Consider the following 12,820-nt stretch of genomic DNA (forward strand, 5'->3'; position numbering starts at 1 on the left):
GGGGAAGCTGAAATGCAATTAAATGTAAATGACGCTCAAGCGATCGAAGTTTCTGAACTGACTTTCGGTGGCGAGTTCAACGAGACGCTGGTTCACCAAGCAGTCGTGGCCTACATGGCCGGCGGCCGTCAAGGTAGCAAGCAGCAGAAAACCCGTTCCGACGTTTCCGGTGGCGGCAAGCGCCCATGGCGTCAGAAAGGTACTGGCCGTGCTCGTGCCGGTACCATCCGTAGCCCAATCTGGCGCGGCGGCGGTACCACCTTTGCAGCGCGTCCTCAGGACCACTCGCAAAAGCTGAACAAGAAGATGTATCGCGCTGCACTGCGCTCCATCCTTGCTGAGCTGGTACGTAGCGATCGTCTGGTCGTGGTTCAGGACTTCGCTGTTGAAGCTCCAAAAACCAAAGACCTGCTGAGCAAGCTGAATGGCATGGGCCTGACTGACGTCCTGATCGTGTCTGACGCTGTTGATCAGAACCTGTACCTGGCTGCTCGCAACCTGCCACACGTCGACGTACGTGACGTGCAAGGTTCCGATCCAGTTAGTCTGATCGCATACGACAAGGTGTTGATCACCGTGTCGGCCGTGAAGAAATTCGAGGAGCTGCTGGGATGAACCAGGAACGCGTATTTAAAGTTCTGCTTGGCCCGCACGTTTCCGAGAAGGCTACGGTTCTGGCAGACAAAAAAGGTCAGTTCGTTTTCAAGGTTGCTACCGATGCAACCAAGCTGGAAATCAAGAAGGCCGTCGAAAGCCTGTTCAGCGTGAAAGTAGAGCGTGTGACTACCCTGAACGTACTGGGTAAAAGCAAGCGCACTGCTCGCGGTCTGGGCAAGCGTAATGACTGGAAGAAGGCAGTTATCTCCCTTCAGCCAGGCCAAGATCTCGATTTCAGCAGCAGTGCTGAGTAAGGAAGGGGTGCATCATGGCAATCGTTAAATGCAAACCGACTTCCCCTGGCCGCCGTTTTGTGGTCAAGGTGGTCAACCAGGAGCTGCATAAAGGCGCTCCTCACGCACCGCTGCTCGAGAAAAAATCGAAGTCTGGTGGTCGTAACAACAATGGCCGCATCACTACTCGTCACGTAGGTGGTGGTCATAAGCAGCATTACCGTCTGGTCGACTTCCGTCGCAACGACAAGGATGGCATCGCTGCCACCGTCGAGCGTATCGAATACGATCCAAACCGTACTGCTCACATCGCACTGCTGCTGTACGCAGACGGCGAGCGCCGCTACATCATCGCCCCTAAAGGCGTGAGCGCTGGCGACCAGCTGATCGCAGGTGCTCTGGCTCCAATCAAGCCAGGCAACTCCCTGCAACTGCGCAACATCCCAGTGGGTAGCACCATTCACGGCATCGAACTGAAGCCGGGCAAAGGTGCTCAAATCGCTCGTTCCGCTGGTGCTTCGGCTCAGCTGATCGCTCGCGAAGGTGTCTACGTGACCCTGCGTCTGCGCTCTGGTGAAATGCGTAAAGTCCTGGCTGAATGCCGTGCGACCCTGGGCGAAGTCTCGAACTCCGAGCACAGCCTGCGTTCGCTGGGTAAAGCTGGTGCCAAACGCTGGCGTGGCGTTCGCCCAACCGTTCGTGGTGTTGCCATGAACCCGGTTGACCACCCACATGGTGGTGGTGAAGGTCGTACCTCCGGTGGTCGTCATCCGGTATCGCCATGGGGCTTCCCGACTAAGGGTGCTAAGACTCGTGGTAATAAGCGTACCGACAAAATGATCGTCCGTCGTCGCAAGTAAATAGAGGGATACGACAGTGCCACGTTCTCTGAAAAAAGGTCCTTTTATTGATCTTCACCTACTGAAGAAGATCGAAGTGGCGGCGGAAAAGAACGATCGCAAACCAGTTAAGACCTGGTCGCGTCGTTCGATGATCCTGCCACAAATGGTCGGTCTGACCATCGCAGTACACAACGGTCGTCAGCACGTCCCCGTTCTCGTGAACGAAGACATGGTCGGCCACAAACTGGGCGAGTTCGCCGGTACCCGCACTTATCGTGGGCACGTGGCTGACAAGAAAGCCAAGCGTTAAGGGGTAAGGAAATGGAAGTAGCCGCTAAGTTGTCGGGCGCTCGAATCTCCGCCCAGAAAGCCCGCTTGGTCGCCGACCAGATCCGCGGGAAGAAGGTGGGCGAAGCGCTCAACCTGCTGGCTTTTAGCAGTAAAAAAGCCGCGGAAATCATCAAGAAAGTGCTGGAGTCGGCCGTAGCCAACGCCGAGCACAACGAAGGCGCAGACGTTGATGACCTGAAGGTCAGCACCGTTTTCGTCAACGAAGGGCGTTCGCTGAAGCGCATCATGCCGCGTGCCAAAGGCCGCGCTGATCGCATCGTCAAGCGGTCTTGCCATATCACTGTCAAGGTTGCTGACAAGTAACGGAGTCGATCAGATGGGTCAGAAAGTACATCCCATTGGCATTCGCCTGGGAATCGTCAAGGAGCACACCTCCGTCTGGTACGCAGACGGTCGGACTTATGCGGACTACTTGTTCGCAGATCTGAAGGTGCGTGAGTATCTCCAAGACAAACTAAAAAGCGCGTCCGTAAGCCGTATCGATATCCATCGTCCGGCTCAAACTGCACGCATCACCATCCACACCGCTCGTCCTGGTATCGTTATCGGGAAGAAAGGTGAAGATGTTGAAAAACTGCGTCAGGACCTGACCAAGCAGATGGGTGTGCCTGTGCACATCAATATCGAAGAAATCCGCAAGCCGGAACTCGACGGTATGCTGGTTGCCCAGAGCGTAGCTCAGCAGCTGGAGCGTCGCGTAATGTTCCGTCGCGCTATGAAGCGCGCCGTACAGAACGCCATGCGCATTGGTGCCAAAGGCATCAAAATCCAAGTGAGCGGTCGTCTCGGCGGTGCTGAAATCGCACGTACTGAATGGTATCGCGAAGGTCGTGTGCCACTGCACACCCTGCGTGCCGATATCGACTATGCCACCTACGAAGCTCACACCACTTACGGTGTGATCGGTGTGAAGGTTTGGATCTTCAAAGGCGAAGTAATTGGTGGTCGCCAAGAAGAACTGAAACCACAAGCACCAGCGCCTCGTAAAAAAGCTGCTAAGTAAGGGGTACGCCAAATGTTGCAACCTAAGCGTACGAAGTTCCGCAAGCAGATGACTGGCCACAACCGTGGTCTGGCACTGCGCGGTAGCAAAGTCAGCTTCGGCGAGTTCGCCTTGAAAGCTGTAGCCCGCGGTCGTCTCACCGCCCGTCAGATCGAGTCGGCACGTCGTGCCCTGACCCGTCACGTAAAACGTGGCGGCAAGATCTGGATCCGTGTATTCCCGGACAAGCCGATTTCCAAGAAGCCTCTCGAAGTGCGGATGGGTAAAGGTAAAGGTTCCGTCGAGTACTGGGTTGCCCAGATTCAGCCAGGCAAAGTCCTGTATGAAATCGAGGGTGTTTCTGAAGAGCTGGCGCGTGAGGCATTCGCCTTGGCAGCTGCAAAGCTGCCTCTCGCCACCTCCTTTGTTAAGCGGACGGTGATGTGATGAAAGCGAATGAACTTCGTGAGAAATCAGCACAGCAACTGAACGAGCAACTGCTCGGCTTGCTGCGCGACCAGTTCAATCTGCGCATGCAGAAAGCAACTGGCCAGTTGGGGCAGTCTCACCTGCTCTCGCAAGTGAAGCGTGACATCGCTCGCGTGAAAACTGTGCTCAACCAGCAGGCAGGTAAGTAATCATGGCTGAAGCCGAAAAAACCGTCCGTACGCTGACTGGCCGTGTTGTCAGCGACAAGATGGACAAGACCATCACCGTTCTGATCGAGCGTCGCGTAAAGCACCCGATCTACGGTAAATACGTTAAGCGTTCGACTAAGCTGCACGCGCACGACGAAACCAACCAGTGCCACATCGGCGACAAAGTTTCGATTCGTGAAACTCGTCCGATGGCCAAGACCAAGTCCTGGGCGCTGGTTGAAGTTCTCGAACGCGCTGTGGAAGTCTAAGGGCTAGGGGTCGGAGAAATTATATGATTCAGACTCAATCCATGCTTGATGTGGCTGATAACAGCGGCGCTCGTCGCGTTATGTGCATCAAGGTGCTTGGTGGCTCGCACCGTCGTTACGCTGGCATCGGTGACATCATCAAAGTTACCGTCAAGGAAGCAATTCCTCGCGGTAAGGTGAAAAAAGGCCAAGTGATGACTGCTGTCGTAGTCCGCACTCGCCACGGTGTTCGTCGCGCTGACGGCTCCATTATCCGCTTTGATGGCAACGCTGCTGTTCTGCTGAACAACAAGCAAGAGCCGATCGGCACCCGTATCTTTGGGCCAGTGACCCGTGAGCTTCGTACTGAGAAGTTCATGAAGATCGTCTCGCTCGCCCCAGAAGTGCTGTAAGGAGATCCGACATGCAAAAGATTCGTCGTGACGACGAGATCATCGTGATCGCCGGCAAAGACAAAGGCAAGCGCGGTAAGGTGCTGAAGGTGCTCGCTGACGACCGTCTGGTCGTTGGTGGGATCAACCTGGTGAAGCGCCATACCAAGCCTAACCCGATGTCGGGCGTACAGGGCGGTATCGTCGAGAAAGAAGCGCCTCTGCACGCTTCCAACGTCGCCATTTTCAACGGCGAAACCAACAAGGCTGACCGCGTTGGTTTCAAAGTAGAAGAAGGCAAAAAAATTCGTGTCTTCAAGTCGACCCAAAAAGCGGTTGATGCTTGAACACTGCTAGGTAGAAGACCATGGCACGACTGAAAGAGATTTATCGGAAGGAAATCGCTCCCAAGCTTAAGGAAGAACTTAAGCTGGCGAACGTGATGGAAGTTCCGCGCGTTACCAAGATCACCCTGAACATGGGTCTGGGCGAAGCGATCGGCGACAAGAAAGTCATCGAGCACGCTGTTGCCGACATGGAAAAAATCACCGGCCAGAAGGCTGTTGTCACTTACGCTCGTAAGTCGATCGCAGGCTTCAAGGTCCGTGAGGGCTGGCCGATTGGCGTCAAGGTTACCCTGCGTCGCGATCGTATGTACGAATTCCTGGACCGCCTGCTGGCGATCTCCCTGCCTCGGGTACGCGACTTCCGCGGCCTGAATGCCAAGTCCTTCGATGGTCGTGGCAACTACAGCATGGGCGTGAAAGAGCAGATCATTTTCCCGGAAATCGATTACGACAAGATCGATGCTCTGCGCGGTCTGGACATTACCCTGACCACCACTGCTCGTTCGGACGATGAAGGTCGCGCTCTGCTGCGCGCTTTCAAGTTCCCGTTCCGCAACTGATTGGAGTAGGAAAATGGCCAAGAAGAGCATGAAAAACCGTGAGCTGAAGCGTCAGCTGACGGTCGCAAAATTCGCCAAGAAGCGTGCTGAGCTCAAGGCAATCATCGTTAGTCTGACCGCAAGCGACGAAGAACGTTGGAACGCCTCGGTAGCTCTGCAGAAGCAGCCACGTGACGCAAGCGCCTCGCGCATGCGTAACCGCTGCCGCATCACTGGTCGTCCACACGGCGTTTACCGCAAGTTCGGCCTCGGCCGTAACAAGCTGCGTGAAGCAGCAATGCGCGGTGACGTACCAGGTCTGGTCAAGGCCTCCTGGTAAGCCGTGTTCCCAAAGTCCCGGCGCGAGGTTGAGCAATCAGCCGACCGCCGGTGACCTTGAGATCGAATCAAGCCCCTTATGGGGCTTGATTCATTTCTGGGGTGTGTCTAGAATGACCGGCTCGCCTGAGCCTGCGTTTTTCGCAGTCTGCTCGGCGACGTAGTAGCCGGAAGGCTAAATATTTTTGTAACAGGAGCGTCTAGCCCATGAGTATGCAGGACCCGTTAGCGGACATGCTAACTCGAATCCGTAATGCCCAGATGGCTGAAAAGTCCGTCGTAAGCATGCCATCTTCTTCGCTGAAGGTAGCTGTAGCCAAAGTTCTGAAGGACGAAGGTTATGTCGCGGGTTATCAGGTAAGCAACGAAGCAAAACCGTCGCTTTCCATCGAGCTGAAGTACTTCGAAGGCCGTCCAGTCATCGAAGAAGTCAAACGCGTCAGCCGTCCAGGTCTGCGTCAGTACAAGTCCGTCGATGAGCTGCCAAAAGTTCGTGGCGGTCTCGGCGTATCCATCGTCTCCACCTCCAAAGGTGTGATGACGGATCGTGCTGCGCGCGCTGCCGGTGTCGGCGGCGAAGTTCTTTGCACAGTGTTCTAAGGGGGGATAAGCATGTCTCGCGTCGCTAAGAACCCCGTAAAGCTGCCGGCTGGTGTCGAAGTAAAATTCGTCGGCCAACAGCTTTCGGTGAAGGGTGCCAAGGGCACTCTGGAACTGAATGTTCACTCGTCCGTTGAAGTCGTTGAAGAAGCTGGTGAGCTGCGTTTCGCTGCTCGCAACGGCGACCAACAGACTCGTGCAATGGCCGGTACCACCCGTGCCCTGGTCAACAACATGGTCCAAGGCGTAAGCCAAGGCTTCGAGCGCAAGCTCCAGCTGGTCGGTGTTGGTTACAAGGCACAGGCCAAAGGCACCGTCCTGAACCTGGCCCTCGGCTTCTCGCACCCAGTGGACTACGAACTGCCGGAAGGCATCACCGCTGAGACTCCTAGCCAGACCGATATCCTGATCAAGGGCATCGACAAGCAGCTGGTGGGTCAAGTGGCCGCTGAAATCCGCGATTTCCGTCCACCAGAGCCTTACAAAGGTAAGGGTGTGCGTTACGCGGACGAAGTCGTCCGTCGTAAAGAAGCCAAGAAGAAGTAGGGCATAGCAAATGACCGACAAAAAAGTTACTCGACTGCGTCGCGCTCGCAAAGCACGCCTGAAAATGCACGAACTCGAAGTCGTGCGTCTCTGCGTGTTCCGCTCTTCGCAGCACATCTATGCCCAGGTCATCTCGGCCGACGGCAGCAAAGTCCTGGCAAGCGCCTCGACTTTGGACAAAGAACTGCGTGATGGCGCCACTGGCAACATCGACGCGGCCACTAAGGTTGGCCAGCTGGTCGCTTCGCGTGCGAAAGCCGCAGGCGTCTCGCAGGTGGCTTTCGACCGCTCTGGCTTCAAGTACCACGGCCGCGTGAAAGCGCTGGCTGATGCTGCTCGTGAAGCTGGGCTGGAGTTCTAAGTTATGTCAAATAACGACCAAAAGCGCGACGAAGGCTACATTGAGAAGCTGGTTCAAGTTAACCGCGTAGCCAAAACCGTTAAAGGCGGCCGTATCTTCACCTTCACCGCGTTGACCGTGGTAGGTGATGGCAAGGGCCGTGTAGGCTTCGGCCGTGGCAAGTCGCGTGAAGTGCCTGCTGCGATCCAGAAGGCTATGGAAGCTGCTCGCCGCAACATGATTCAAGTTGACCTGAACGGCACCACTCTGCAGTACGCCATGAAGTCCGCCCACGGCGCTTCGAAGGTTTACATGCAGCCTGCCTCTGAAGGTACCGGTATCATCGCTGGCGGCGCTATGCGTGCTGTCCTCGAAGTTGCTGGCGTTCAGAACGTTCTGGCCAAGTGCTATGGCTCGACCAACCCAGTGAACGTGGTTCATGCCACCTTCAAGGGTCTGAAAGCCATGCAATCCCCGTCGTCCATTGCTGCCAAGCGCGGCAAGAGCGTTGAGGAGATCGTCTGATCATGGCTACCGTTAAAGTTACGCTGATCAAAAGCATGACCGGCCGCATCCCTAACCACAAACTGTGCGTTAAGGGTCTGGGTCTGCGTCGCATCGGTCACACTGTAGAAGTCCAGGATACTCCCGAGAATCGCGGGATGATCAACAAGGCTTACTACATGCTGCGCGTCGAGGGTTAATCGATGAAACTCAATGATCTGAGTCCAGCGCCGGGTTCCCGTCGCGAAAAGCATCGTCCGGGCCGTGGTATCGGTAGCGGTTTGGGTAAGACTGGTGGCCGTGGTCACAAAGGTCAGACCTCCCGCTCCGGTGGCACCATTGCTCCAGGCTTTGAAGGCGGTCAACAGCCGCTGCACCGTCGCCTGCCGAAATTCGGCTTCGTTTCCCTGAAAGCCATGGACCGCGCAGAAGTGCGTCTGTCCGAGCTGGCCCAGGTGGAAGGCGACGTGGTAACCGTTCAGTCCCTGAAGGATGCCAACGTGATTAACCAGAACGTTCAGCGTGTGAAAATCATGCTGTCGGGCGAAGTTACTCGCGCAGTCACCATCAAGGGCATCGCAGCCACCAAAGGTGCGCGTGCGGCTATCGAAGCAGCTGGCGGCAAGTTCGAGGAATAAATGGCTAAGCAAGGTGCTCTCTCAGCGCTAGGCAAAGGCGGGTTGTCCGAACTCTGGGCTCGTCTGCGTTTCCTGTTCCTGGCGATTATCGTCTACCGAATCGGCGCGCACATCCCAGTTCCCGGCATCAACCCGGACCGCCTGGCGGACCTGTTTCGACAGAATGAGGGGACCATTCTTAGCTTGTTCAACATGTTTTCCGGCGGCGCGCTGGAGCGTATGAGCATCTTTGCACTGGGGATCATGCCGTACATTTCGGCATCGATCATCATGCAACTGATGACCGTCGTCAGCCCGCAGCTGGAGCAGTTGAAGAAGGAAGGTGAAGCTGGCCGTCGCAAGATCAGCCAGTACACCCGCTACGGCACCGTCATCCTGGCTTTGGTTCAAGCAACTGGCATGTCCATTGGCTTGGCCAACCAGGGTGTTTCGTTCTCTGCTGGCATTAGCTTTTATTTCGTCGCGGTCGCCACCTTCGTGGCCGGCGCGATGTTCATGATGTGGCTGGGCGAGCAGATTACCGAGCGCGGTGTTGGCAACGGTATCTCGATGTTGATTTTTTCGGGTATCGTCGCCGGTCTTCCGAGAGCAATCGGGCAGTCTTTCGAGTCTGCGCGTCAGGGTGATATCAACATCTTCGCCCTGGTAGCTATCGGTCTGCTGGCAGTAGCGATTATCGGTTTTGTGGTGTTCATCGAGCGTGGTCAGCGTCGTATTGCTGTTCACTACGCCAAGCGTCAGCAGGGCCGCAAGGTCTTCGCTGCGCAGACAAGCCACTTGCCGCTGAAAGTGAACATGGCAGGCGTCATTCCTGCTATTTTCGCGAGCAGCATTTTGCTGTTCCCGGCTTCGCTGGGTGCCTGGTTCGGTCAGTCTGCTGGTATGGGCTGGCTGCAGGATCTCTCGCAGTCGATCGCTCCTGGTCAGCCGTTGAATATTCTGCTGTTTAGTGCAGGGATTATTTTCTTCTGCTTCTTCTATACGGCGTTGATGTTCAATCCGAAAGACGTAGCGGAAAACCTGAAGAAGTCCGGTGCCTTTATTCCGGGCATCCGTCCAGGTGAGCAGTCTGCGCGCTACATTGATGGCGTTCTGACCCGCTTGACCATGTTCGGTGCTCTCTACATGACGGCCGTCTGTCTGCTCCCCCAGTTCCTGGTGGTCGCGGCAAACGTACCGTTCTACCTTGGCGGGACCTCGTTGCTGATCGTGGTAGTGGTTGTGATGGACTTCATGTCCCAAGTACAATCGCACCTCGTTTCACACCAGTACGAATCCCTGATGAAGAAAGCCAACCTGAAGGGCTACGGCGGCAGCGGCATGCTGCGCTGAAGACCCATAAGGTTCGAGGAGTTGGTGATGAAAGTTCGTGCATCGGTGAAAAAGCTGTGCCGCAACTGCAAAATTATTCGCCGCGAAGGTGTCGTTCGAGTAATTTGCAGCGCGGAACCACGTCACAAACAGCGCCAAGGCTGAGTGTGATCTGTGCTACAAGCCCAGCAGCTAGTGCGCTGCTGGGTTGATTATTTGTTATTACAGCGATATTATCTCGCGCCCTATTTCTTGGCTTCCGGGGCGTAGGTAGCTGTCAATTGGAGTCCCACTGAATGGCCCGTATTGCAGGCGTTAACATTCCAGATAACAAGCACACTGTTATCTCGCTGACCTACATCTATGGTGTCGGTCGCACTACTGCACAGAAGATCTGTGCAGACACTGGGGTCAACCCAGCCGCAAAGATCAAGGATCTGAGCGACGAGCAGATTGAATCGCTGCGTGGCGAAGTGGCGAAGTTCACCGTTGAAGGTGACCTGCGTCGCGACATCAACATGAAAATCAAGCGCTTGATGGATCTGGGCTGCTACCGTGGCCTGCGTCATCGTCGTGGTCTTCCAGTACGCGGTCAGCGTACCAAGACCAACGCGCGTACCCGTAAAGGTCCGCGTAAGCCGATCCGCAAGTAATCGCACCAGCGAATCGACAGGAATCTAGTCATGGCAAAACCTGCTGCTCGTCCTCGTAAAAAAGTAAAAAAGACAGTGGTTGATGGCATCGCCCACATCCACGCGTCTTTCAACAACACCATCGTGACCATTACCGATCGTCAAGGTAACGCCCTGTCCTGGGCTACCTCCGGCGGTTCGGGTTTCCGCGGTTCCCGCAAGTCCACCCCGTTCGCTGCTCAAGTAGCTGCCGAGCGTGCTGGTCAAGCTGCGCTGGAATATGGCCTGAAAAACCTCGACGTCAACGTCAAGGGTCCAGGTCCAGGTCGTGAATCCGCTGTCCGTGCTTTGAACGGCTGTGGCTACAAGATCGCCAGCATCACCGACGTGACGCCAATCCCGCATAACGGGTGCCGTCCGCCGAAGAAGCGCCGCGTGTAATTCAGGAGACGATAGATAATGGCTCGTTACATTGGTCCAAAATGCAAACTGGCTCGTCGTGAAGGCACTGACCTGTTCCTGAAAAGTGGCGTTCGCGCTCTGGAATCGAAGTGCAATATCGAAGCAGCCCCAGGTATCCACGGCCAGCGCCGCGGCCGCCAGTCCGACTACGGCACCCAACTGCGTGAAAAGCAGAAGGTCCGTCGTATCTACGGCGTTCTCGAGCGTCAGTTCAGCGGTTACTACAAAGAAGCTGCCGGCAAGAAAGGCGCTACTGGTGAGAACCTGCTGCAACTGCTCGAATGCCGTCTGGACAACGTTGTTTACCGTATGGGCTTTGGCGCTACCCGTGCCGAGTCCCGCCAGCTGGTTTCGCACAAAGCGATCAGCGTCAATGGCAAGACTGTAAACGTTCCGTCCTACCAGGTTCGTCAGGGTGACGTGGTCGCGGTTCGCGAGAAATCGCAGAACCAGCTGCGCATCGTTCAGGCCCTTGAGCTGTGCGCCCAGCGTGGCCGCGTTGAGTGGGTAGATGTTGACACTGCCAAGAAGTCGGGCGTTTTCAAGAACGTTCCTGCTCGCAGTGATCTGTCCGCCGACATCAACGAAAGCCTGATTGTCGAGCTCTACTCCAAGTAAGGGCTAGAAAATAGGTGCATCCATGCAGATTTCGGTAAATGAGTTCCTGACGCCCCGCCACATTGATGTGCAGGTCGTCAGTCCAACCCGCGCTAAAATCACGCTCGAGCCTCTCGAGCGTGGTTTCGGCCATACCCTGGGCAACGCGCTGCGCCGCATCCTGTTGTCCTCAATGCCCGGCTGTGCAGTAGTCGAGGCCGAGATTGACGGTGTACTCCACGAGTACAGCGCCATCGAAGGTGTACAGGAAGACGTCATCGAAATCCTGTTGAACCTGAAAGGTCTGGCTATCAAGCTGCACGGTCGTGACGAAGTTACGCTGACCTTGTCGAAGAAGGGTTCGGGGGTGGTTACCGCTGCCGATATTCAGCTGGATCATGATGTCGAGATCGTTAACCCCGATCACGTAATCGCCAACCTGGCGTCTAACGGCGCCTTGAACATGAAGCTCGTTGTAGCTCGTGGTCGTGGTTATGAGCCGGCCGATTCGCGTCAGAGCGATGAAGACGAAAGCCGCAGCATTGGTCGCTTGCAGCTGGACTCTTCGTTCAGCCCGGTTCGCCGTATCGCTTACGTGGTGGAAAACGCCCGTGTCGAGCAGCGTACCAACCTGGACAAGCTGGTAATTGATCTGGAAACCAACGGTACCCTGGATCCTGAAGAGGCTATCCGCCGTGCCGCAACCATTCTGCAACAGCAGCTGGCTGCGTTCGTCGACCTCAAAGGTGACAGCGAACCTGTTGTAATCGAGCAAGAAGACGAGATCGACCCGATCCTGCTTCGCCCGGTTGACGATCTGGAACTGACTGTACGTTCGGCTAACTGCCTTAAGGCGGAAAACATTTACTACATCGGCGACCTGATTCAGCGTACCGAAGTAGAACTGTTGAAGACTCCGAACCTGGGCAAGAAATCCTTGACTGAAATCAAGGACGTTCTGGCCTCCCGCGGTCTGTCCCTCGGCATGCGCCTCGACAACTGGCCGCCTGCAAGTCTTAAGAAGGACGACAAGGCGACTGCCTGATCGTCGTAATCACCGAACGTAAGTTTGGTAAGGAATGAACCATGCGTCATCGTAAAAGTGGACGTCACCTGAGCCGTACCAGCTCTCACCGCAAGGCTATGTTCCAGAACATGGCGGTGTCGCTGTTCGAGCACGAGCTGATCAAGACTACCCTGCCGAAAGCCAAGGAACTGCGCCGCGTTGCCGAGCCGCTGATCACCCTGGCCAAGGTAGACAGCGTTGCAAACCGCCGTCTGGCTTTCGACCGTACTCGTTCGAAAGAAATGGTTGGCAAGCTGTTCAACGACCTGGGCAAGCGCTACGCCACCCGTGAAGGCGGCTACCTGCGCATCCTGAAGTGCGGTTTCCGCGCTGGCGACAACGCTCCTATGGCGTACGTCGAGCTGGTCGATCGTCCTGTTGGCGGCGCTGTAGAAGCTGCTGAGTAAGACGAATAGCTGCATGAAGAACCGGGCCTAGTGCCCGGTTTTTTTATGCCCGTCTATCGGTAACGGGCCAGGTATTGTTAAAAACTATCGGGCACAAAAGATCTATAAATTAGATGTTGTCATCCTGCTCAATGATACTGAACACCAAG

26 protein-coding genes are annotated in these 12,820 nt (G+C 55.7%); all 26 read left to right on the forward strand.

Annotated elements, in window-relative coordinates; all coding sequences use genetic code 11:
- The first annotated feature begins 12 nt into the window (after positions 1-12).
- The gene (gene rplD, locus QBK88_RS23610; protein ID WP_158154255.1) at positions 13-615 is read left to right on the forward strand and encodes a 50S ribosomal protein L4; all 603 of its coding nucleotides are present in this window, start codon (positions 13-15) and stop codon (positions 613-615) included.
- A complete protein-coding gene (rplW, locus tag QBK88_RS23615; protein WP_002555488.1) occupies positions 612-911 on the forward strand; it encodes a 50S ribosomal protein L23 in 300 nt (99 codons plus the stop codon). Before rplD ends, rplW begins: the two co-directional genes overlap by 4 nt.
- Positions 912-925: 14 nt before the next feature.
- Positions 926-1,750, forward strand: a complete 825-nt coding sequence (gene rplB / locus QBK88_RS23620; protein WP_008374163.1) for a 50S ribosomal protein L2 — start codon at positions 926-928, stop codon at positions 1,748-1,750.
- A 16-nt stretch (positions 1,751-1,766) separates the two neighbouring features.
- The gene (gene rpsS, locus QBK88_RS23625; RefSeq protein ID WP_002555486.1) at positions 1,767-2,042 is read left to right on the forward strand and encodes a 30S ribosomal protein S19; all 276 of its coding nucleotides are present in this window, start codon (positions 1,767-1,769) and stop codon (positions 2,040-2,042) included.
- Positions 2,043-2,053: 11 nt separating this feature from the next.
- A complete protein-coding gene (gene rplV, locus QBK88_RS23630; protein ID WP_003210077.1) occupies positions 2,054-2,386 on the forward strand; it encodes a 50S ribosomal protein L22 in 333 nt (110 codons plus the stop codon).
- 13 nt (positions 2,387-2,399) lie between these two features.
- Positions 2,400-3,086, forward strand: a complete 687-nt coding sequence (rpsC, locus tag QBK88_RS23635; protein ID WP_027982006.1) for a 30S ribosomal protein S3 — start codon at positions 2,400-2,402, stop codon at positions 3,084-3,086.
- Positions 3,087-3,098: 12 nt separating this feature from the next.
- Positions 3,099-3,512 (forward strand): 50S ribosomal protein L16, encoded by a 414-nt coding sequence (rplP, locus tag QBK88_RS23640; RefSeq protein WP_003255479.1) that lies wholly within the window; start codon positions 3,099-3,101, stop codon positions 3,510-3,512.
- Positions 3,512-3,703 (forward strand): 50S ribosomal protein L29, encoded by a 192-nt coding sequence (gene rpmC / locus QBK88_RS23645; protein WP_002555481.1) that lies wholly within the window; start codon positions 3,512-3,514, stop codon positions 3,701-3,703. Before rplP ends, rpmC begins: the two co-directional genes overlap by 1 nt.
- A gap of 2 nt (positions 3,704-3,705) precedes the next feature.
- On the forward strand, positions 3,706-3,972 hold the full coding sequence (gene rpsQ, locus QBK88_RS23650; RefSeq protein WP_027982007.1) for a 30S ribosomal protein S17: 267 nt from the start codon (positions 3,706-3,708) through the stop codon (positions 3,970-3,972).
- Positions 3,973-3,995: 23 nt separating this feature from the next.
- Complete coding sequence (gene rplN / locus QBK88_RS23655; protein ID WP_002555479.1) at positions 3,996-4,364, forward strand: 50S ribosomal protein L14; 369 nt, start codon at positions 3,996-3,998, stop codon at positions 4,362-4,364.
- A gap of 11 nt (positions 4,365-4,375) precedes the next feature.
- Complete coding sequence (rplX, locus tag QBK88_RS23660) at positions 4,376-4,690, forward strand: 50S ribosomal protein L24 (protein ID WP_008374158.1); 315 nt, start codon at positions 4,376-4,378, stop codon at positions 4,688-4,690.
- 20 nt (positions 4,691-4,710) lie between these two features.
- Entirely contained in the window at positions 4,711-5,250 is a 540-nt protein-coding gene (rplE, locus tag QBK88_RS23665) for a 50S ribosomal protein L5 (RefSeq protein WP_027982008.1), read from the forward strand.
- A gap of 13 nt (positions 5,251-5,263) precedes the next feature.
- Positions 5,264-5,569 (forward strand): 30S ribosomal protein S14, encoded by a 306-nt coding sequence (gene rpsN, locus QBK88_RS23670; protein WP_158154257.1) that lies wholly within the window; start codon positions 5,264-5,266, stop codon positions 5,567-5,569.
- A 206-nt stretch (positions 5,570-5,775) separates the two neighbouring features.
- Entirely contained in the window at positions 5,776-6,168 is a 393-nt protein-coding gene (rpsH, locus tag QBK88_RS23675; protein ID WP_027982010.1) for a 30S ribosomal protein S8, read from the forward strand.
- 12 nt (positions 6,169-6,180) lie between these two features.
- Positions 6,181-6,714, forward strand: coding sequence for a 50S ribosomal protein L6 (rplF, locus tag QBK88_RS23680; protein WP_043861928.1), 534 nt, complete (start codon positions 6,181-6,183; stop codon positions 6,712-6,714).
- Between the two features lie 10 nt (positions 6,715-6,724).
- Positions 6,725-7,075 carry a 50S ribosomal protein L18 gene (gene rplR / locus QBK88_RS23685; RefSeq protein WP_008374147.1) on the forward strand — a complete coding sequence of 117 codons (351 nt, stop codon included), beginning with the start codon at positions 6,725-6,727 and terminating at the stop codon, positions 7,073-7,075.
- Positions 7,076-7,078: 3 nt separating this feature from the next.
- A complete protein-coding gene (gene rpsE, locus QBK88_RS23690; protein WP_008374145.1) occupies positions 7,079-7,579 on the forward strand; it encodes a 30S ribosomal protein S5 in 501 nt (166 codons plus the stop codon).
- A gap of 2 nt (positions 7,580-7,581) precedes the next feature.
- Positions 7,582-7,758: a 50S ribosomal protein L30 gene (gene rpmD / locus QBK88_RS23695; RefSeq protein ID WP_003176408.1), complete on the forward strand. Its 177-nt coding sequence runs from the start codon at positions 7,582-7,584 to the stop codon at positions 7,756-7,758.
- 3 nt (positions 7,759-7,761) lie between these two features.
- Positions 7,762-8,196, forward strand: a complete 435-nt coding sequence (gene rplO, locus QBK88_RS23700; RefSeq protein WP_008374142.1) for a 50S ribosomal protein L15 — start codon at positions 7,762-7,764, stop codon at positions 8,194-8,196.
- Positions 8,197-9,528: a preprotein translocase subunit SecY gene (gene secY / locus QBK88_RS23705; protein WP_158154258.1), complete on the forward strand. Its 1,332-nt coding sequence runs from the start codon at positions 8,197-8,199 to the stop codon at positions 9,526-9,528.
- Positions 9,529-9,555: 27 nt separating this feature from the next.
- Entirely contained in the window at positions 9,556-9,672 is a 117-nt protein-coding gene (rpmJ, locus tag QBK88_RS23710; RefSeq protein WP_002555468.1) for a 50S ribosomal protein L36, read from the forward strand.
- Positions 9,673-9,803: 131 nt separating this feature from the next.
- On the forward strand, positions 9,804-10,160 hold the full coding sequence (gene rpsM / locus QBK88_RS23715; protein WP_176572072.1) for a 30S ribosomal protein S13: 357 nt from the start codon (positions 9,804-9,806) through the stop codon (positions 10,158-10,160).
- Positions 10,161-10,190: 30 nt separating this feature from the next.
- Entirely contained in the window at positions 10,191-10,580 is a 390-nt protein-coding gene (gene rpsK, locus QBK88_RS23720) for a 30S ribosomal protein S11 (protein ID WP_002555466.1), read from the forward strand.
- An 18-nt stretch (positions 10,581-10,598) separates the two neighbouring features.
- Entirely contained in the window at positions 10,599-11,219 is a 621-nt protein-coding gene (gene rpsD / locus QBK88_RS23725; RefSeq protein ID WP_158154259.1) for a 30S ribosomal protein S4, read from the forward strand.
- Between the two features lie 22 nt (positions 11,220-11,241).
- On the forward strand, positions 11,242-12,243 hold the full coding sequence (locus QBK88_RS23730; protein ID WP_007924176.1) for a DNA-directed RNA polymerase subunit alpha: 1,002 nt from the start codon (positions 11,242-11,244) through the stop codon (positions 12,241-12,243).
- A 41-nt stretch (positions 12,244-12,284) separates the two neighbouring features.
- Positions 12,285-12,671 (forward strand): 50S ribosomal protein L17, encoded by a 387-nt coding sequence (rplQ, locus tag QBK88_RS23735; protein ID WP_158154260.1) that lies wholly within the window; start codon positions 12,285-12,287, stop codon positions 12,669-12,671.
- Positions 12,672-12,820 lie beyond the last annotated feature (149 nt).

The organism is Pseudomonas sp. RIT-To-2, assembly GCF_029623465.1.
Lineage (GTDB): Bacteria > Pseudomonadota > Gammaproteobacteria > Pseudomonadales > Pseudomonadaceae > Aquipseudomonas > Aquipseudomonas silvicola.